Annotated in this window: 18 protein-coding genes; 10 read left to right on the top strand and 8 right to left on the bottom strand. The window is 56.3% G+C overall.

Translation table 11 applies throughout. The features are described 5' to 3' along the window. Window positions 1-22: 22 nt before the first annotated feature. Window positions 23-2,059, bottom strand: coding sequence for a methionine--tRNA ligase (metG, locus tag WFN87_RS01500; protein ID WP_336981609.1), 2,037 nt, complete (start codon window positions 2,057-2,059; stop codon window positions 23-25). A gap of 163 nt (window positions 2,060-2,222) precedes the next feature. Between metG and apbC the strand changes: the two genes are divergently transcribed. After that, the gene (gene apbC / locus WFN87_RS01495) at window positions 2,223-3,335 is read left to right on the top strand and encodes an iron-sulfur cluster carrier protein ApbC (protein ID WP_336817927.1); all 1,113 of its coding nucleotides are present in this window, start codon (window positions 2,223-2,225) and stop codon (window positions 3,333-3,335) included. A 66-nt stretch (window positions 3,336-3,401) separates the two neighbouring features. Here the strand turns inward: apbC and WFN87_RS01490 are convergent, their stop codons facing one another. Continuing rightward, window positions 3,402-3,827 (bottom strand): GNAT family N-acetyltransferase, encoded by a 426-nt coding sequence (locus WFN87_RS01490; RefSeq protein WP_008455191.1) that lies wholly within the window; start codon window positions 3,825-3,827, stop codon window positions 3,402-3,404. Between the two features lie 168 nt (window positions 3,828-3,995). On the opposite strand from WFN87_RS01490, the gene WFN87_RS01485 reads away from it, so the two are divergent. Continuing rightward, the gene (locus WFN87_RS01485; protein ID WP_008455188.1) at window positions 3,996-4,469 is read left to right on the top strand and encodes a DUF1456 family protein; all 474 of its coding nucleotides are present in this window, start codon (window positions 3,996-3,998) and stop codon (window positions 4,467-4,469) included. A gap of 68 nt (window positions 4,470-4,537) precedes the next feature. Here the strand turns inward: WFN87_RS01485 and WFN87_RS01480 are convergent, their stop codons facing one another. Further along, on the bottom strand, window positions 4,538-5,467 hold the full coding sequence (locus tag WFN87_RS01480; protein WP_008455185.1) for a LysR family transcriptional regulator: 930 nt from the start codon (window positions 5,465-5,467) through the stop codon (window positions 4,538-4,540). Between the two features lie 71 nt (window positions 5,468-5,538). Here WFN87_RS01480 and WFN87_RS01475 point away from each other — a divergent pair, with 71 nt between their 5' ends. From WFN87_RS01475 to WFN87_RS01465, 3 genes are all read left to right on the top strand, one after another. Further along, window positions 5,539-6,540, top strand: coding sequence for an aldo/keto reductase (locus WFN87_RS01475; protein WP_336981605.1), 1,002 nt, complete (start codon window positions 5,539-5,541; stop codon window positions 6,538-6,540). Window positions 6,541-6,609: 69 nt separating this feature from the next. Next, window positions 6,610-7,833, top strand: coding sequence for an MFS transporter (locus WFN87_RS01470; protein WP_336981602.1), 1,224 nt, complete (start codon window positions 6,610-6,612; stop codon window positions 7,831-7,833). Window positions 7,834-7,843: 10 nt separating this feature from the next. After that, a complete protein-coding gene (locus WFN87_RS01465) occupies window positions 7,844-8,260 on the top strand; it encodes a GlcG/HbpS family heme-binding protein (protein WP_336707451.1) in 417 nt (138 codons plus the stop codon). Between the two features lie 40 nt (window positions 8,261-8,300). On the opposite strand, the gene WFN87_RS01460 is transcribed toward WFN87_RS01465, so the two are convergent. Then, on the bottom strand, window positions 8,301-9,314 hold the full coding sequence (locus WFN87_RS01460) for a LacI family DNA-binding transcriptional regulator (RefSeq protein ID WP_442892262.1): 1,014 nt from the start codon (window positions 9,312-9,314) through the stop codon (window positions 8,301-8,303). A gap of 201 nt (window positions 9,315-9,515) precedes the next feature. Here WFN87_RS01460 and ascF point away from each other — a divergent pair, with 201 nt between their 5' ends. After that, on the top strand, window positions 9,516-10,973 hold the full coding sequence (ascF, locus tag WFN87_RS01455; RefSeq protein ID WP_336707453.1) for a PTS cellobiose/arbutin/salicin transporter subunit IIBC: 1,458 nt from the start codon (window positions 9,516-9,518) through the stop codon (window positions 10,971-10,973). Window positions 10,974-10,985: 12 nt separating this feature from the next. Further along, entirely contained in the window at window positions 10,986-12,416 is a 1,431-nt protein-coding gene (locus WFN87_RS01450; RefSeq protein WP_336981599.1) for a 6-phospho-beta-glucosidase, read from the top strand. 89 nt (window positions 12,417-12,505) lie between these two features. On the opposite strand, the gene WFN87_RS01445 is transcribed toward WFN87_RS01450, so the two are convergent. Both WFN87_RS01445 and WFN87_RS01440 read right to left on the bottom strand, forming a co-directional pair. Next, entirely contained in the window at window positions 12,506-14,638 is a 2,133-nt protein-coding gene (locus WFN87_RS01445; RefSeq protein WP_336981597.1) for a TonB-dependent receptor family protein, read from the bottom strand. 191 nt (window positions 14,639-14,829) lie between these two features. Next, the gene (locus WFN87_RS01440) at window positions 14,830-15,960 is read right to left on the bottom strand and encodes an ABC transporter substrate-binding protein (protein WP_336981595.1); all 1,131 of its coding nucleotides are present in this window, start codon (window positions 15,958-15,960) and stop codon (window positions 14,830-14,832) included. Window positions 15,961-16,149: 189 nt separating this feature from the next. On the opposite strand from WFN87_RS01440, the gene hopBF1 reads away from it, so the two are divergent. Together hopBF1 and WFN87_RS01430 are read left to right on the top strand one after the other, a co-directional pair. Then, a complete protein-coding gene (gene hopBF1 / locus WFN87_RS01435; RefSeq protein WP_008455173.1) occupies window positions 16,150-16,761 on the top strand; it encodes a T3SS effector protein kinase HopBF1 in 612 nt (203 codons plus the stop codon). A gap of 11 nt (window positions 16,762-16,772) precedes the next feature. Beyond that, window positions 16,773-17,228: a GNAT family N-acetyltransferase gene (locus WFN87_RS01430; RefSeq protein ID WP_442892738.1), complete on the top strand. Its 456-nt coding sequence runs from the start codon at window positions 16,773-16,775 to the stop codon at window positions 17,226-17,228. On the opposite strand, the gene WFN87_RS01425 is transcribed toward WFN87_RS01430, so the two are convergent. Then, window positions 17,215-18,150 carry a LysR family transcriptional regulator gene (locus tag WFN87_RS01425; protein WP_336981593.1) on the bottom strand — a complete coding sequence of 312 codons (936 nt, stop codon included), beginning with the start codon at window positions 18,148-18,150 and terminating at the stop codon, window positions 17,215-17,217. The two genes, WFN87_RS01430 and WFN87_RS01425, sit on opposite strands and share 14 nt — an antisense overlap. 255 nt (window positions 18,151-18,405) lie before the next feature. On the opposite strand from WFN87_RS01425, the gene WFN87_RS01420 reads away from it, so the two are divergent. After that, window positions 18,406-19,017 carry an FMN-dependent NADH-azoreductase gene (locus tag WFN87_RS01420; RefSeq protein ID WP_205246341.1) on the top strand — a complete coding sequence of 204 codons (612 nt, stop codon included), beginning with the start codon at window positions 18,406-18,408 and terminating at the stop codon, window positions 19,015-19,017. Window positions 19,018-19,082: 65 nt separating this feature from the next. Here WFN87_RS01420 and lpxO read toward each other — a convergent pair whose 3' ends face one another. After that, window positions 19,083-19,985, bottom strand: coding sequence for a lipid A hydroxylase LpxO (gene lpxO / locus WFN87_RS01415; protein WP_008455165.1), 903 nt, complete (start codon window positions 19,983-19,985; stop codon window positions 19,083-19,085). Between the last annotated feature and the right edge of the window lie 59 nt (window positions 19,986-20,044).

Below are 20,044 nucleotides of genomic sequence, written 5' to 3'. Positions count from 1 at the left end.
GATTTCCGGGGTTTTTTCTCGGTTACTTAACCGCCATGCCGGGCTGAGCACCGCTGTCCGGGCTCAGCAGGAAGATATCTTTCCCGCCAGGACCTGCAGCCATCACCATCCCCTCAGACACGCCAAAGCGCATCTTACGTGGAGCGAGGTTGGCCACCATCACGGTCAGGCGACCTTCCAGCTTAGACGGATCCGGGTAAGCGGGACGAATGCCGGAGAAGACGTTGCGTTTTTCGCCGCCGAGATCCAGCGTCAGGCGCAGCAGCTTGTCGGAGCCGTCCACGAATTCTGCTTTCTCAATCAGCGCAATACGCATATCCACTTTCGCGAAGTCATCAAAGGTGATGGTCTCCTGAATCGGATCGTCAGCCAGCGGGCCGGTTACCGGCGCCGCATTCAGCGCTTTCACTTCTTCTTTAGACGCTTCCACCAGGGCTTCCACCTGTTTGGTTTCAATGCGGTTATACAGAGCCTTGAAGCTGTTTACCTTGTGGTTCAGCAGCGGCGTAGCGATGCTGTCCCAGCTCAGTTCAGCATTCAGGAAGGCTTCTGTACGCTCGGTAAGCGACGGCAGAACCGGCTTCAGGTAGGTCATTAGCACACGGAACAGGTTGATGCCCATGGAGCAAATGGCCTGCAGATCGGCATCGCGACCTTCCTGCTTAGCCACCACCCACGGAGCCTGCTCGTCCACGTAGCGGTTAGCAATGTCTGCCAGCGCCATGATTTCGCGAATAGCACGGCCGAATTCGCGGCTGTCCCACGCTTCGCCGATGCTTTCTGCCGCGTCGGTGAAGGTTTGATACAGCTCTGCATCGGCAATCTCTGCGGCCAGCACGCCGTCAAAACGCTTGGCGATAAAGCCGGCGTTACGGGACGCCAGGTTAACCACTTTGTTGACGATGTCGCTGTTCACGCGCTGCACGAAGTCTTCCAGGTTCAGGTCGATATCGTCGATGCGGGAAGAGAGCTTCGCGGTGTAGTAGTAGCGCAGGCTGTCGGCGTCAAAGTGGTTCAGCCAGGTGCTGGCTTTGATAAAGGTGCCGCGAGACTTGGACATCTTCGCGCCGTTAACCGTCACATAGCCGTGAACAAACAGGTTAGTTGGCTTGCGGAAGTTGCTGCCTTCGAGCATGGCCGGCCAGAACAGGCTGTGGAAGTACACGATGTCTTTGCCGATGAAATGATACAGCTCGGTCGTAGAATCTTTCTTCCAGTATTCGTCGAAGCTGGTGGTGTCGCCGCGCTTGTCGCACAGGTTCTTAAAGGAGCCCATGTAGCCGATTGGCGCATCCAGCCAGACGTAGAAATATTTGCCCGGTGCGTTCGGAATTTCGAAGCCGAAGTAAGGTGCATCGCGGGAGATGTCCCACTGCTGCAGGCCAGATTCGAACCACTCCTGCATCTTGTTCGCCACCTGCTCCTGCAGCGCGCCGCTGCGGGTCCACGCCTGCAGCATTTCGCTGAAGGATGGCAGGTCGAAGAAGAAGTGCTCGGAATCACGCATTTCAGGCGTCGCGCCGGACACCACGGATTTTGGATCGATAAGCTCAGTTGGGCTGTAGGTGGAGCCGCACACTTCGCAGTTATCGCCGTACTGATCCGGGGCTTTACATTTCGGGCAGGTGCCTTTGACAAAACGGTCCGGCAGGAACATGCCTTTTTCCGGATCGTAGAGCTGAGAGATAGTGCGGTTTTTAATAAAACCGTTCTCTTTCAGGCGGCCATAAATCAGCTCCGACAGCTCGCGGTTTTCGTCGCTGTGGGTGGAATGATAGTTATCATAGCTGATGTTAAAGCCTGCAAAATCAGTCTGATGCTCCTGACTCATTTCGGCAATCATCTGCTCTGGGGTGATACCCAGCTGCTGCGCTTTCAGCATGATAGGCGTGCCGTGGGCGTCGTCTGCGCAGATGAAGTTAACCTCGTTGCCGCGCATTCGTTGGTAACGGACCCAGACATCAGCCTGAATATGCTCCAGCATGTGACCGAGGTGGATTGAGCCGTTTGCGTACGGCAGGGCGCACGTTACCAATATTTTCTTCGCGGGTTGAGTCATAGTGGGAATTGCATCTTCTGATTTTAAAAAAGGGGACTTGATATTACCGGATTGGCAATTGTTTAGTAACCCCAAAGCCCGCAATAACCGTATATGAATCGGTGGTGTGGTTTCTGGTATGCTTAGCGGATTGCAATGTCCGATAAAAACATAAGGAGTCGGGATGAATTCGCAATCCCCGTCCAGCAAGTCCCCGGAACAGCTACGCGCGATGGTTGCCGGGACCCTGGCTAATTTTCAGCACCCTACCTTGAAACACAACCTCACCGCGCTGAAAGCGCTGCACCATGTCGCCATGCTTGACGACACGCTGCACGTTGAGCTGCAGATGCCGTTCGCCTGGCAAAGCGGATTTGACGCCCTGAAAGAGACCTGCAGTTCAGACCTGCTGCGGATCACCGGCGCGAAAGCAGTAGACTGGAAGCTAGGCCATCACATCGCCACGCTGAAGCGAGTGAAAAACCAGCCCGGCATTAACGGCGTTAAAAATATTATTGCCGTCAGCTCCGGCAAAGGCGGGGTGGGGAAATCAACCACCGCGGTAAACATGGCGCTGGCGCTGGCGGCCGAAGGGGCCAAGGTCGGCATTCTGGATGCCGATATTTACGGCCCGTCGATCCCAACCATGCTGGGAGCTGAACACGAGCGCCCAACGTCCCCGGACGGCAAGCACATGGCGCCGATCGTGGCGCACGGCCTGGCAACTAACTCGATCGGTTACCTCGTCACCGACGAAAATGCCATGGTGTGGCGCGGCCCGATGGCCAGCAAAGCGCTGATGCAAATGCTGCAGGAAACCCTGTGGCCGGATCTGGACTACCTGGTGATCGATATGCCGCCGGGCACCGGTGACATTCAGCTGACGCTGGCGCAAAACATTCCGGTTACCGGGGCGATGGTCGTGACCACGCCGCAGGACATCGCGCTGATCGACGCCCGTAAAGGGATCGTGATGTTCGAGAAAGTTGAGGTGCCGGTGGTCGGTATTGTCGAGAATATGAGTATTCATATCTGCAGCAACTGCGGTCACCAGGAGCCGATTTTCGGCACCGGCGGCGCGGAGAAGCTGGCGCAGCAGTATCACACCACGCTGCTGGGGCAGTTGCCGCTGCACATTACCCTGCGTGAAGACCTCGACGCCGGTAAGCCGACGGTCATTAATCGCCCGGAAAGCGACATCACTACGCTGTACCGCGACCTGGCGGGGCGCGTGGCGGCTCAGCTCTACTGGAACGGGGATGTGATCCCAAGCGAGATCGCCTTCAGAGCGGTGTAAAAACTTAGCCGTAGCTCCGTTTCTTGTTTTTCCCTCTCCCTCTGGGAGAGGGCCGGGGTGAGGAAGCTACCTCAACACAAAATGCATCAAATAGTATTCACCGTCCGGCCCCTCTCCCGGAGCCTCAATATGCCAGCCGTTACGCCGATAAAACTCAATCGCGTGTTCATTTCTCGCCAGGCACTTTAGCGAACCCGTTGCGGTAAATTCACTCTGCACTTTCTTCAGCAGCGCCTTTCCCGCGCCCGTTCCCTGATGTTCCGGGCTGACGAACAGGTTATGCAGGAAGTTATCCTGCACCCAGACGGAAGCGAAGCCGATGCGGTGGCCGTTATCTTCGGCTACCCAGATGCGTTCATCCTGAGTGGCGCTGTCAAAGTCTTCGAGCTGCCAGGCGCTGCCGTCGAGCCAGGGCCAGGCTTTGCGGCGGGCGTGAAGGTAAAGGGTGCGTAAGAAGGGACGATCGGATTCTTGCCAAAGTCGTAGGATCAAATGATTGCCTTTTAGGATGAAAGTTAGCCCATTGAGTCTACCCTTAAGCCTGAAGAGTGCCAATTCACCGCCGGTAAATTTAGCTCCGGCGGACAAATCCGCGCGGTTTTTGTTACAACGCGTTCGCTTCTCTATATACTGCCCGCTTTTGAGCCCTGAGATTGCCCCATGTTGAATAATGACGTACTGCTTAGCGTTCGCTACATGCTGAACCTGAATAACGATGGAATCGTTAAGATCCTTGCCCTGACCGGCACCGACGTCCCTGCGGAACAGATCGTTCCGTGGTTAAAGAAAGAAGACGAAGAAGGCTTTAAAGCCTGCCCGGACCTGATCATGGCGAACTTTCTTAACGGTTTGATCTACTTCAAACGCGGCAAAGACGAAAGCAAGCCGGAGCCGAAGCTTGAGCGTCGGATGACCAACAACATTATTCTGAAAAAGCTGCGTATCGCCTTTGAGCTGAAGTCTGACGACGTGCTGGAGATCCTGACCGCCCAGCAGTTCCGCATTTCTATGCCGGAAATTACCGCCATGATGCGTAACCCGGATCATAAAAACTACCGCGAGTGCGGCGATCAGTTCCTGCGCTACTTCCTGCGTGGTCTGACTCAGCGCCTGAAGCCAGCGAAAGCGGAATAAGACGTTGGGCGGGTGAGCGCCTCTCACCCGCTTCATAACTAGTCGTTGTTTCTTCTACCCGATAAAAATCAGTACAGCGTGGCCTCCCGCATCATCTCGATAAGTCTCCGCAAGCCGGGATGGAGCTGCCTGCGGCTGGGGTAATACATCACCATCGGTTCATCTTCACACACCCACTCCGGAATAACCTGCACCAGCTGCCCGCTTTCCAGCAACGGCCGCACTCGCACATCCAGGCAATAAGCCAGCCCGAAGCCGTTCAGGGCGGTATCAATGATCATTTCGCTTTCATTGAGGATCAGCGAGCCGGGTACATCCAGCGCCAGCGCCTCTTTGCCCCGGTTAAGCTCCCATTTATACAGCGTGCCGTTGCCGAGCCGCATCCGGATGCACTGGTGCTGAAAGAGATCGTCCGGGTGGTTCAGTGGGAGGTGCGCGGTAGAGGTTAAATACTGCGGTGAGGCCACCACAATCCACCTAAGCTTACGCGTCACGGGCATCGCAATCATGTCTTTAGGGACGCTCTCCCCGTAGCGAATCCCTGCGTCGTAGCCGCTGCCGATAATATCAACCAGCGTGTTATCGACGGTAATCTCCATCTGCAGCCGGGGGTACATCGCCATAAATTTTGCCAGTACGGGCGCAAACAGCAGCTGGGCGGCGTCTCGCGGGATATTGATCCGCAGCCGTCCGACCGGGGATTCGCGGTAATGATCCAGCTCATCAAGCGCCATACGGATATGGGAAAACCCCGTTTCCAGATGCCCAAGCAGCGCTTCACCGGCGTCGGTAGGCACAACGGAGCGGCTGGTGCGGTTGAGCAGGCGCACCCCAAGTCGCTCCTCCAGCCCGCGCATCGTGTGGCTTAGCGCAGAGGTAGACACGCCCAGCTCAGAGGCGGCGAGGCGGAAGCTTTTCCGGCGGCAGATGGTCAAAAAAACGTTGAGATCGGCGAGTTCACCACGGACCGGAACCGGCATAAAAGGGGCCTCTGTCATCAAGGGTTCGTTGAAATTAATTCAACTTAACATGAGTTACAATTGGTTCACAGAACAGACAGGGGTAAATCATGGCAATCGAAACAATTCACATCGCGGGCATCTCTGAGCCCGTCAGCCGTATCGGCCTGGGCACGTGGGCCATTGGCGGCAGCATGTGGGGCGGCAGCCACGACGGGCAGTCGATAGCGACGCTGCACGAGGCGCTGGAGCGCGGCATCAACCTTATTGATACCGCGCCGGTGTACGGCTTTGGGCATTCCGAAGAGGTGGTGGGCAAAGCGCTGGTGGGCCGCCGGGACAAGGCGATTATTGCCACCAAAGTGGCGCTGGACTGGGACGACGCCGGGCGGGTGACGCGTAATTCCACGCCGCAGCGCATTCGTCAGGAAATTGAAGATTCGCTTCGCCGCCTGCAAACGGATTATATCGACCTGTACCAGGTACACTGGCCGGACGATTTAGTGGCGATAGACGAAACCGCGCGCGTGCTGGAAACGCTGCATCAGCAGGGGAAATTCCGCGCCCTCGGCGTCAGCAACTATTCCCCAGCGCAAATGGACAGATTCCGCAGCGCCGCGCCGCTGGCAACCATGCAGCCACCGCTCAACCTGTTTGAACGCGGCGCGACAGAAACGGACCTTCTGCCCTATGCGAAATACCATCAGATGGTGGTGCTGGCCTACGGCGCGATTTGCCGGGGCTTGCTGTCCGGTCGCATGACGCCGGAAACCGCGTTTGGCGAAGGCGACCTGCGCAGCTTTGATCCGAAATTCCAGCCGCCGCGCTTTGCGCAGTATCTGGGCGCAGTCGAAGCATTGAAAGCGTTTGCTGCAGAGCGTTACGGCAAGAGCGTGATGGCCCTGGCACTGCGCTGGGTGCTGGATGCCGGCCCAACCATTGCGCTGTGGGGCGCTCGTCGTCCTGAACAGCTCAACGGGGTGGAAGACGTGTCCGGCTGGACGTTGACCGCCGAAGACAAATGCGATATTGATCACATTTTAGCCAGGCATATTAGCACCCCGCTGGGGGCCGAATTTATGGCACCTCCGCACCGGAAAACATCGCTTTAGTTCTCTCCCGCGCCCCGCTGAATCGCGCCGGGGCGTATTTTGTTGTTCACCTGCACAAGTCAAAAAACTATGTCATCACTGAATGAACAAACCCTGGCACAGGGGGCCGAGACGGTTTCCCTGTCGCGAGCGGGGCTGCTAAAAGCGCTGTTCGCGCTCGGCATGGGCGGCTTCGCCATCGGTACCGGCGAATTCGTCATCATGGGACTGCTACCCGATGCCGCAAACGGGCTGCACGTTTCTATTCCTTCTGCAGGCCACCTGATCAGCATTTATGCGCTGGGCGTGGTGGTTGGCGCTCCGCTGCTGGCGGTGCTGGGTGCCCGCATGGCGAGGCGTGACTTTCTGATTGCCCTGATGGCGATGTTTGCCGTTGGCAACCTGTTGAGCGCTTTTGCACCAGGCTATTACTCCATGATGCTGGCGCGCTTCCTGGCCGGTTTCCCGCACGGCACGTTCTTTGGCGTCGCGGCTTTGCTGGCGGCAAGCCTTGTGGAGCGTTCGAAGCGGGCGCAGGCGGTGTCGATGGTGCTGCTCGGCCTGACGATAGCCAACTTACTGGGCGTGCCCGCCGTGGCGGCCATTGGGCAGCTATTCGGCTGGCGCAGCGCGTTTGCTATCGTGGGCGGGCTTGCCGTGCTGACGCTGATTCTGGTGTGGATCTGGGTACCGTGGCATGCCGGGGATAAAGACGCCAGCCCTCTGCGTGAGCTGACCGCGTTGACCCGCAAGCAGGTGCTGCTGACGCTGGCTATCGGCGCGATTGGCAGCGGCGGAATGTTCTCCGTCTTCAGCTACGTTAAGCCAACGATGCTGGAGCTGGCGCACCAGTCGGTAGGCATGATCCCGGTGATCCTGTCGATGTTCGGCCTGGGCATGATTGTCGGCAATATCGTCGGCGGCCGTCTGGCGGATCGCGGGCTGGAGAAAACCGTTCGCCTGCTGCTGATTTGGGCGATTCTGGTGCTCAGCGCTTACGTTTACACCTCGCACTATCCGTGGCTGGGCGCGGTCACCGTGATGCTGGTGGGCACAATGATGTCGCTTTCTTCGGTGCTGCAAATTCGCCTGATGGACGTGGCCGGTGACGCGCAAACTATGGCGGCGGCGATGAACCACTCGGCGTTCAACATTGCCAACGCGTTAGGCGCCTGGCTTGGTGGGGTGACCATTTCCGCAGGCTTTGGCTGGGAGTCCACCGGCTGGGTTGGGGCAATTCTGGCGGTATTTGGCCTGCTGATCCACACCTGGGCGGTTATTGACGCCAAAAAACATCCGCCGTTAGCACATTGAGGTTTTCATCATGACAGTCAGTTTAGTGCTTGCAGAAGCGCTGATCGCCGGCGTCAAAACGGCGGTGGAGGCCCACAGCTTTCCTCCGGTTTCCGTGGTGGTGCTGGACAGCGGCGGCCACCTGACGGCCTTTGCCCGCATGGACGGGACATTCCTGGCCACCATTGATATCGCCATTCGCAAAGCGCGTACGGCGGTGCTGTTCCAGGCCAATAGCGAAGATGTCGGCGCTAATTTGCACCCGAACGGTCCGGCGTATTCGCTGGAGAACAGCAACGGTGGGCTGGTGGGCATTGACGGCGGTATCCCGCTGCGCAACGCGGAGGGCGCGGTTATTGGCGCGATTGGCGTGTCGGGTGCGACAAAAGAGCAGGATGGGCAAATCGCTGCCTTTGCCGTAGAAGCGGTGTTTGGCTGCCGAGCGTAATGACAGAAAAGGAGCGAAATTCGCTCCTTTTGCTTTTACCCTATTTTGGCTGAAAATACGGTCCTTTCGTCACAGAATCGCGCACGATCATCTCAGAACTGTACAAGTTATCCCGTGAGAAATAGCCGCCGTCCAGCATCGCCGTCAGGCGGTTAATCACTTCATGGATCATCTCGCTCACCGGCTCTTTCACGCTCGACAGCGGCGGGGTGAGAAAAGTCCCGGTCGGGACATTATCAAAGCCAATAACCGACACATCGCGCGGCACCGACAGGCCCGACTGGCCGAGTCTGCTGATAGCGCCGATAGCCATGTCATCGTTGCTGGCGACCAGGGCGCTAAAATCCTGTTTCGCTGAGAGCAGCGTTTCTACCGCCGCCGACCCGCTGACAGGCGTCCATTTTCCGGTGGCGATAAGCTCGTCCCGGACCGGCAGCCCGGCCTGCTCCAGCGCTTCGCGGTAGCCAGACAGACGCTCTCTCGCCGTGGGAGAGTCGAGGACGCCGGTGATAAAGGCGATATCCCGATGGCCCTGGTCAATCAGGTAGCGCGTGGCCTTGAAGCTGGAGCCTTTGTGATCGCAGCAAATGCAGTGGCTCTGGTGTTTACGCAGCTTGCGGTTCATCACCATGATCGGCTGCTTATGCTGCTCAATCAGCGCATCCATCTCATCCACGCTTAAAAAACGCGGGTAAATGATCACCGCGTCGCAGTGCAAATCGAGCAGAAACTGCACGGCAGCCTGCTCTTCCTGAGCGCTATGTTTGCCGTCGACCAAAATCAGTTGCCGCCCGCTGGCTTCGAGCTTTAGCGCAGCCTGGGAAAGCAGTTCGCTAAAATAGTTCCCGCTGTACAACGTGTTGGTCACCACCAGGCCGATGTAGCCTGATTTGCTGGTCGCCAGATTGCGTGCCAGCAGATTAGGGCGATATCCCGTTTCCTGAATGGCCTGGTACACCTGCGTTTTAGTGGCCTCGCTCACGTAGCCCTTGCCCGACAACACGCGCGAAACGGTCGCCTTTGATACGCCTGCTTTTTTCGCCACTTCCTGCATCGTCGACATAAAGGCTTCTCGTAAGTTCGTCATTTCTTACCATTTTACACTTTTCGCGGCCAGGGCGCAGCGTAGCCTGTATTTCGATGTAAATCACAAAAATCGATCTCAATAAAAATAATCATTGTTATCTAATTTTCAAATACACATGATTATGTGGAACCGGTTACCTACAAAATCATAACAAGAGAGTTTCACCTCATGGCTAACAAGTACGAGGCAGTATCCCGACAGATTGTTGAGGCTTTAGGCGGCGCGGAAAACGTGGTGGCGGTAACCCATTGCATGACGCGGCTGCGCTTTGTATTACAGGACGATGCAAGGGTGGACATTGCCCGGCTGAAGGCCATTTCCGGCGTGCTGGGCGTGGTGAAAAACGACCAGCAATGTCAGGTCATTATCGGTAACACGGTGTCTCAGGCCTACGCTGAAGTGCTGAAACATCTCCCCGAAGGGGCTGGCGACAGGCCGCAGGCGGCAAAGGGCAAACTGACCCTGAAACGCATCGGCGCGGGCATCCTGGATGCGCTGATTGGCACCATGTCGCCGCTTATCCCGGCGATTATCGGCGGCTCGATGGTGAAGCTGCTGGCGATGATCCTCGCGATGACCGGAGTATTTGAAACGACCTCCTCGACGCTTACCATTCTTAACCTCATCGGCGACGGCGCTTTCTTTTTCCTGCCGGTGATGGTGGCGGCTTCTGCCGCCGTGAAATTTAAAACCAACATGTCGCTGGCGATTGCTATCGCCGGGGTGCTGGTACATCCGGCCTTTATTGACCTGATGGCGAAGGCGGCCCAGGGGCAGGCGGTTGATTTTATGGGCATACCCGTCACCGCCGTGAAATACACCTACACCGTGATCCCCGCGCTGGTGATGACCTGGCTGCTGTCGTACATCGAAAAAGGCGTGGATCGCATTACGCCAGCGGTGACCAAAAACTTCCTCAAGCCGATGCTGATTGTGCTGGTTTCCGCGCCGATAGCGATTTTACTGATTGGGCCGTTAGGTATCTGGATTGGCAGCGGGATCTCCTCGCTGGTGTACACCGTTCACGGTTATCTGGGCTGGCTTTCCGTCGCCATCATGGGGGCTATCTGGCCGCTGCTGGTGATGACCGGCATGCACCGCGTGTTTACGCCAACGATTATCCAGACCATCGCCGAAACAGGCAAAGAAGGCATGGTTATGCCGTCGGAAATTGGCGCTAACCTGTCCCTCGGCGGGTCGTCTTTGGCCGTCGCCTGGCGAACGAAAAACCCTGAACTGCGTCAGACGGCGCTTGCTGCCGCAGCCTCAGCAATCGTGGCTGGCATTTCAGAGCCTGCGCTTTACGGCGTCGCGGTGCGGCTGAAACGCCCGCTGGTTGCCTGCCTTATCAGCGGTTTTATTTGCGGTGCCGTCGCCGGTATTGGCGGGCTCGCCAGCCATTCCATGGCTTCACCGGGGCTGTTCACCAGCGTGCAGTTCTTCGATCCTGCCAACCCGATGAGCATCGTTTGGGTGGGGGCGGTGATGATTCTGGCCGTGGTGCTGTCGTTTATTACTACGCTTATTCTCGGCTTTGACGATATTCCCGTCGAGGAGCCGAAAGCCAAAGAGCAGGGCAGCAGCACGGCGTTTGTACGACCAGATAATGCAGTAAAAACACTTTAAGCAGAGGTAAGCATGGCTGAGACAGTTTTTCCAAAAGGATTTTTGTGGGGCGGCGCTATCGCGGCTAATCAGGCTGAGGGCGCGTACCAGGCCGGCGGCAAGGGGTTAAGCACCGTCGATACGATCCCCCATGGCGACAACCGCCTTGGGGTAAAGCTCGGGGTGGAAAAGCGGTTTGCGCTGCGCGACGATGAATTTTACCCGAGCCACGAGGCCATAGATTTTTACCATCGCTATAAAGACGACATCGCGCTGCTGGCAGAAATGGGCTTCACCGTTTTCCGAACCTCCATTGCGTGGAGCCGTATCTTCCCCAAAGGGGATGAAACGACGCCGAACCCGGAAGGGATCGCGTTCTACCGCGACCTGTTTGCCGAGTGCAAGAAATACAACATCGAACCGCTGGTAACGCTGTGTCACTTCGATGTGCCGATGCACCTGGTGCAGGAATACGGCTCATGGCGCAACCGTAAAATGGTGGAGTTTTTCAGCCGCTACGCGCGCACCTGCTTTGAGGCGTTCGACGGCCTGGTGAAATACTGGCTTACCTTCAATGAAATCAACATCATGTTGCACAGCCCGTTCTCTGGCGCGGGGCTGGTCTTTGAAGCAGGCGATAACAAAGAGCAGGTGATGTACCAGGCCGCGCACCACGAGCTGGTGGCCAGCGCGCTGGTCACTAAAATCGCCCATGAAGTTAACCCGGTAAATCAGGTTGGCTGCATGCTGGCGGGGGGGAACTTCTACCCGTACAGCTGCAAGCCGGAGGACGTTTGGGCGGCGCTCGAGAAAGACCGCGAGAATCTGTTTTTTATTGACGTGCAGGCGCGCGGCGCTTATCCCGCTTACGCGGCACGAATGTTCCGTGAGAAAGGGATTGAGATTGTCACCGAGCCTGGCGACGACGAGATCCTGAAGAACACCGTCGATTTTGTCTCCTTCAGCTATTACGCCTCGCGCTGTGCTTCGGCAGACATGAACGAGGGGAATACCAACCCGGCTAACATCATTAAATCGCTCAAGAACCCGCACATTACTTTCAGCCAGTGGGGCTGGGGCATCGACCCGCTCGGCCTGCGTATCACCATGAACATGATGTATGACCGCTACCAGAAACCGCTGTTCCTGGTGGAGAACGGGCTGGGCGCGAAGGACGAGGTGAATGCCGACGGGGAAATCAATGATGAGTACCGCATCAGCTATCTGCGGGAACACATTAAAGCTATGGGTGAGGCAATTGAGGACGGTATTCCGGTCATGGGCTACACCTCGTGGGGCTGCATTGACCTCGTGTCAGCGTCAACCGGCGAGATGAGCAAACGCTACGGCTTTGTGTATGTCGATCGTGATGATGAAGGGCAGGGAACGCTGGCGCGCACGCCGAAGAAGTCGTTCTACTGGTATAAGAAGGTGATTGCCAGTAACGGCGGGGATCTGGCGTAATTTTCCCCTCTCTCTCCCCAGAAGGCAGGGGAGAAATACCGTTTTATCCCCTCTCCCTTTTAGGGAGAGGGTTAGGGTGAGGGTCGTTATCAGAACGCCATCGAAGCCTGTACGAAGTAGGTACGCGGCTCACCTACGTATTTCCCGGAGTTATTGTCATTCGAACGCGTGTAATAACGCTGATCGAACAGGTTTTTAATCCCGGCACCCAGCTTCAGGTGAGACAGCGACGGCCCAAAGTCGTACTCGCCGCGCATATTCCACACCATATAGCCTGCGATATTACCAAACTGCCCGTCCGCGCTTTCGTCGGTGATGTAGTTCGGCCCGGTACCCGGAGAGCTCTGTTTAGACTGTGCAAAACTGTCCAGATTCCATACCCAGTTACCGGTCGCGTAGCGGGTGCCCACGGTGTACACCTGGCGAGAGTAGAACGGCAGATCTTTCCCGGCGAAGTCCCCTTTGTCACTGGTGGCTTTGGTGTAGGTGTACGTGGTGTAAACGCTCACGCCGTCCAGTGCGCGGTCGACTTCGCTTAGATCGTAATTTAGCGCCAGTTCAAGGCCCTGGTGTTTGGTTGCACCGAGGTTCGTCCAGCCCACAATGTTGTTGATGTACTGCAGCTGATCGTCGAAGTCGATGTAGAACAGCGTCGCTTCAGCCTTCAGCGCGGTGTCGTCATAACGGGTACCGAACTCATAGGTATGCGCTTTTTCCGGGCTCAGGCCGGCTGCCGGCTGATTGCCGCTGCCGCCGCGGGTCAGCTGGAAGTACTGCATACTGCCGAAGGAGGTGCTGGCGTTGGCGAACAGTTTCCAGGCATCAGACATTTGGTACATCACGCTGATAGAAGGCAGCGGCTGGCTGTAGGTCTTCTCGCGATCGATGTTCTGGAAGGAGTCGCTGGTGTGCGTTTTGATGCTTTCATAGCGCAGACCCGGCGTAATCGTCCAGTCGCTGACGTTGATGGCATCATCAATATAGAAAGCGTTCGCTGCAGTACCGCCCGAGCTGTGCTGGTAGTACTCGGTCATGTCCGGTTTGGTGAAGGTTGTCGCAGGATCATACGCTTTTGGCGTGCGGTAACCTTTCTCGTCCGACGTTTCGTTTAGGTAGCGGTAGCCCAGGGTGACTTCATGAGACATATCCCAGAAGCGGAACAGCTGGGAATAGGTTGGCTCAATCGCCCAGGTGGAGTAGTTGCGAGGCGCTGAGTTCAGGGTACGTTTGTTGCCCTTGAAATACTCCAGATCGCTGCTGCGGTAGCTGTCGGTGAAGTAGGTCAGGACTTCCAGCTTTTTATCGTCTTCTGCGTGCTTATATTTGAAGGACATGTCCTTGCGGCGGCCTTCAAAGCTGTCCCAGCGGCGGTCCGACTGGAACGGATCTTTTGCATACTGTGCGGTCGTCAGGCCGCCTGGCATACCTGACTGGGCTTCGTAATAGTGGAAGTTAGCCTGCAGCTCATCGCGATCGGTGAAGTTGTACTTGGTCTTCAGCATGAAATCGTCGATGTCGGTATTGTCGTTGCTTTCACGGTAGCCCTGGCCGTGCAGGCCAGAGTAGAGCAGTTCTGCACCAAAGCCGTTATCGGACGTGCCGCCCACGGACGCGCTGGTCAGCGTTTTCAGGCCACCGTGGCTGGCGCCCTGGGTCTGCGCGCTGACGGTACCGCCAAACTCTTTTGGAATGTCGCGCGTAACAAAGTTAATCACGCCGCCAACGTTTTGCGGCCCATAACGCACTGCGCCGCCGCCGCGAACCACGTCCACGGACTGAATGTTGCCCATGCCCAGCGGCGCCATGGAAAGCTGTGGCTGGCCGTAAGGGGCAACCGCGAGCGGCACGCCGTCCATCAGGATGGTTGAACGTGGGGACAGGCGAGAAGTCAGGCCGCGCACGCCAACGTTAAGGGAAATGTCGCTGCCGCCGGTGCCGTTGCTGTCACGCACCTGCACGCCCGGAATGCCTTTTAGCGCATCGGCTAGCGTCTCTGAACCTTGCTCACGAAGCTGCTGATCTGTAACGATCGAGCGTGCGCCGGGGTGGTTAAGCAGCACGGTGCTGGTGTCTGGATTATCGAGCCAGTTGCCGACGACGGTAATGTCGTCAGCTTTTTTATCTGCGGGAGCTTTATCTGTTTGTGTGTTATCAGCGGCGAGCGCTGGCAGCGCAAATGCTATCGCGCTTGCCAGGAGAGAGACACGAAAAAGGGGGCGCATCATCATTCCTATAGAATTATGGGGTTGTCGTTATGAGTTTTTTTGGAAATGACAATCTTAATGATAATTATTTTCAAGTAAATAGTTTTGTTGCGGAATAATTCGGGATAAGGCGAAAAGTAAGCAAAAAAAAACCGAGTGGTTGGATGACCCCTCGGCAGTACAGATGAACAGACCGGGAATTCAGGCTGTTAAGGGGTAACCCAGAACACGCCGCTGTAATCCAGGGCGGTAAACTGCTTGTGAGCTTGCTCGATGTCGGCCTGTGGATCGATGTCTTTGAACAAATCCGGGTGCAGGAACTTAGCGATGGTTTCCACCGCAATATAGTTCAGCGGAGAGTCGTAGAATTGATGGTAAATCGCCATCACGCGTTTCTCTTTCACCGCCGTGAGCACGTTAATGCCGGTCCGGCTCATCAGCCCTTTGAGCTTCTGTTCGGCCACGGCTTTATCGGCCATATAGCCCAGCGGCACGGCTTTTGGCGAACGGTTGCCGCGGTTCCAGTCGGCACCCGTCATCAGGTAAAAGTCCGGGTTGCTGGTGATCACCTGCTCGGTATTCACCTGGCCGCTCATTTCAGGGAACAGCTTGCTGCCAATATTGTTGCCACCGGCGGTATCAATAAACTGGCCGTAGCTGCCCTTGCCGAAAGTCTGGCAACATTCGTCGCCGCGAATGCCCGCCGCGCGTTCAATAAACACGCTCGGGCGCTGCTCAGGTTTCAGCGTCGCCACGCGCTCGCGCACCAGGTTCATCCTCTGCTGGTAGTACTGAATAAAGGCGTCTGCGTTTTTCTGCTCATCAAACACTTTGCCGAGTAACTCAATGCTGGGCAAAGTGTTGGTCAGCGGCTGCTGGCGGAAGTCGATAATCAGCACCGGAATACCCACTTTTTCCAGCTGGCTCAGCACGCCGCTGTTCTTCAGTTTGGCCAGCACGCCGATGTCAAAAATAATCAGATCCGGCTGTAAGGTGACCGCTTTTTCAACGCTGAAATCCGTGTAGTACGGATTTTCAAACATCGTGATTTTGCTTACCTGGGGGAATTTTCGCGCATAGGCGTCCGCCAGATCGGGCGCTTTGGTCTTCAGCGAGTTATCCCAGGCGATGATGTTTTCCAGCGGATCCTTCGGGTGAATAATATTCAGCGCCAGCAGGGCGCGCGCATCGGCCAGCATCACGCGCTTTGCCGGATGGGGCAGCGTCACTTCCCGGCCCGCTACGTCGGTAACAACAATCGGGGCGGCCTGGGTGGCGAAGCTCAGCAGGGCAACGGCGGCGAGCAGCCAGCGAGCTTTGGCGGTAAACACTGTGAACATGGATGACCTTCAGAACGGGAAAATTTAGGAAGGGAATGATAATCGATCTCATAGCGTTTGGAATGGGGACGCGGGAATTTTTCTGGTTACGAAAGATGCCAGGGCGAGGCTGACGGGAACCTGTCGTCTGCTTTGGCCACTCAAGGGCTTTACTGAACCGTGGTGTTGAACCACACAGGAGAGTCCATCGTGTATAGCGTTTCAAACAATGCAGCCCAGGGGCGGCACTTTCATACGTCTAATGTACAGACACCGGCCACGGCGTTTCAGGATGTACCGTCGCTGGGGCAGAAAATTGGCGCAGGCAGTCAAAAAGATGTTTTTCACTCACGACAGGATCCGCGCAAGTGCCTGTGCCTGTTCAGACCCGGCACCACTGGCACCATTTCAGCGGAGCAGTACGCTTTAAAAGAGCTGGAAACGACCAAACAGCTTAAGCATCTCGGTTTTCCCGTGGTGGACGCTCATGCATTGATTAAACATGGCGGTCACGTGGGCGTGGAGAAAGACTACATTCACAACGCTTTTGATTCCGAAGATATCGTGAATAATAAGAAAAGCCTGCCGGACGATAAGAAATTCAATCAAAACGTCCTGGCCGACTGTAACGCCATTATTAACAAGCTGAAAAATCATGAATTGCACATCGACGATCTGCAATTCTTAGTCGACAGCCATGGCCGCGTGCTGATTAACGATCCGCGCGATGTGATTCGCTCCTCGCCGGAGAAAAGCATCAGTAAAGTTAACGAGCTGCGGGCTCATGCTTTAAATAACCTGCTGGATATTGATAGCGACTAGCAGTGGGATTAATGGGAGGGATAACCGTGCTGCGGATAATGTTGGTGATGCCGGATAACAAAGGCTTTGCCTCACTCAAAGCGCAAAGCGTTGAGGAACAGTACAATATGCTGCGCCGGCTTGAAGCCAACTGGCTTAGCGGAGAAAACCGTTTTGACTTGCCCGGAGAAAAACTACTGGGTGTCTTTGCCCGTGAGGAACTGGTCGGCATTGGCGGGCTTAATCGCGACCCGTTTTCAGCAGACGAACGCGCGGGGCGTATTCGACACCTGTACCTTAGCCCGGCCTGGCGGGGAAAAGGAGCGGGGCAGCAACTGCTGCAGGCCCTGGTTGCCGGCGGAGACCACTGGTTTGATTTTTATAACACCCATGCTCCCGAACACGCCTTTCGCTTTTATGAAGCCGCCGGGTTTCAGGCCGTTTCCGGTGAGGAGAGGGTGACTCACCGGTTGCTTACTCGCCGCTAGTTTTGGGCGAACTGGCGGCCAGTTTTGCCGGGCAGAGGTTTTTAAGCCGTTCAAGCAGCCAGCGTCCGGCCGGGCCGGGCGGGGAGGCAATCGGGTAGACGCCAAACATCGGCAGTGCGAGCCCTGCCGGCGGAACATCCTCAATGTTCAGCCGCACCAGCCGCCCCTCGCGAATATCTCGTTCGACAACGTGTGACGGCATGCTGCCCCAGCCTAGGCCATCGAGCAAAAAGGCGTGTTTGGCCAGCAGATCGCCCAGCCGCCAGGTGGAAGGTGACATCACGCCAAACTCTTTCCCTTTGGAAAGCTCCGAGCGGTCGGTCAGCACCAGCTGAACGTGTTTGGTCAGTTCGGACTTTGGAATGATGCCTTCGAACTGCGCCAGCGGGTGATCGGGCGCGGCTACCATCACCAGCGAAACGCCGGTCAGACGCTCCCCGGTCAGCGAGGCCGGCATATCCGGCAGTGAGCCCAGAATACCAATCCCCGCGCTGCCGTTAAGCACCGGTTTGTAGCCCCCACCCAGCGCCTCTACAAACAGACGCAGCGGCGTGCCGGGAAACTGTTCGCGGAAGGCTTTGGCTGCCGAAGTCATCGCCTCCAGCGGGAAGAAAACGTCCACCACCACCGAAAGTTCAGATTCTAGCCCCGACGACATACCGCGCGCTCTCGCCTTCATAAAATCGACGCCAGAAACAATGCAGCGGGCGTCGATCAGCAGCACTTCACCTTCTGGCGTTAGCTTTGGATAGCGGCCGGAACGGTCGAACAGCTGCACGCCGATCTGGGCTTCCAGCCCCTTAATCAAATCGCTGATCACCGACTGGGCGCGGTACATCTTGCGAGCAGCCGCAGAGAAGCTGCCTTCGTCGACGGCGGCAATAAACGTGCGAAGTTGGTCCAGCGAAATACCGTCCAGCATTGTGGTTCCTGCCTGGCTGTCAAGGGATGAAGCGCAATATAGCCCTTCGGCATGGGTTTGTCATTGGCGATGATGTATCGGATATGACGATGGATTGCATCGAAATATAACGGCTATTCGGGTGGGAGAGGCGGTGGCATAGTGGCTGCCATGTTCAGCGAATCTTAAAGATTGAGCACACCTATGTTAACGGCTCTAAAAAAACTCTTAACGCGCTTATCCCCTAAATCAGACTCCATTTCAGAGGCTAAAACGATGTCGACTATCCTGCATATTGATACCAGTGTTCTGGGCGGTTATTCCGTCAGCCGCCAGCTGTCCGCGGAGATTGTTGCCCGCCAGAAAACGCTGCACCCCGGTGCCACCGTGATTTACCGCGACCTGGTGCAGTCCCCGGCTCAGCACCTGTCCGACAAGCACATTGCCGCTTTCCAGGGCGCGGAAGTGACCGACGCTGAGCTGGGCGCAGACCTCGCGGCCGGTGGGGCGTTTATTGACGACCTGTTCGCCGCAGACGTGATTGTCATTGGCGTGCCGATGTACAACTTTTCTATTCCATCCCAGCTTAAGGCGTGGATCGACCGAGTTTGTGTGGCTGGACGCACCTTCCAGTACGGCGCCAACGGCCCGGAAGGCCTGCTGCCAAAAGGCAAAAAAGTGTTTATCGCTTCTTCGCGCGGCGGCCAGTACACCGGCGACAGCCCGGCGGCATTCCTGGAGCATCAGGAATCCTATTTGAAAGCGGTACTGGGCTTCATTGGCCTGACCGATGTGACCATTATTCGCGCAGAAAACCTGAGCCGTGGCGACGAAGCGAAAAGCGCCGCACTCGCCGATGCGAAAAACCAGATTGCGTCACTGGCCTGATTACGGATAACGAATAACGAGCCCTGGCTATTACTGCAAAGGCTCGTTTATTTCGCGGAAGTGAACTAAAACGCCCGCCAGATAAGCACGGCAATCCCGCCAAACAGGATCCATTTCACGATGTAATACACCGTTTTATTCCAGCTTTTTAACTTCTTGCCGACGATACGAATCTGATAGATGTAGCGGAAAGCGCGGTTGATCCCACCGATGCGGTCGTTTTCATCGTTAGGTGCCGACGCGGCGCTCATCAGGTTGCGCCCCAGCCAGTGGTTAACCGCCTGAGCCCAGCGGTAGCGCATCGGTCTTTCCACGTCGCAGAACAGAATCAGGCGATTTTCGCCGCTGGTGTTTTCCGCGTAGTGAATATAGGTTTCATCGAACAGCACGCCTTCACCGTCCCGCCAGCTATAGCGCTTCCCGTCCACTTCAATAAAGCAGCGATCGTCATTCGGGGTCGCAAGTCCAAGGTGAAAACGCAGCGAACCGGCGTACGGATCCCGGTGCCTCGGCAGGCGGCTGCCGTCGGGCAGGGTGGCGAACATCGCAGCTTTGATGGAAGGAATGGTGCGCAGCAGTTCGGTGGTTTTCGGGCACAGTATGCTGGCCGACGGGTGGGCGTTTTCATACCATTTCAGGTAAAAGCGCTTCCAGCCTGTTTTAAAGAAGGAGTTGAAACCGGCGTCGTTAAATTTATCCGCGGCTTTTATCTGCTCCATTTGTTGCAGATGCATACCTTCGTCGCGAATCACTTCCCAGTTTTCCCGCAGCGTTGTCAGCTCGGGAAAGGTTTCCGGTGTTAAATAGGGCGTATTCGGCACCCTGGAGAAAAGATACATAAAACCGTTAAGCGGGGCGGTAAACGTGGAATGGTCCGACAGCTGCCGCCAGAAACGAAAGCGAATCTTGCCGCGATAATGCACATAGACCACTGAAATAATAATGATGAGTAAAATAATATATTTCATGTTGTTATCTGACCACTGTGTTTTTTTGCTCATTCCCTGCCGGGCCAAAGCCCCGACTG

The sequence above is a fragment of the Cedecea sp. AS113 genome (assembly GCF_037152415.1).
Lineage (GTDB): Bacteria > Pseudomonadota > Gammaproteobacteria > Enterobacterales > Enterobacteriaceae > Cedecea.
Note: the sequence above shows the minus strand (reverse complement) of the source record. Positions and strands in the feature narration are given on the sequence as shown.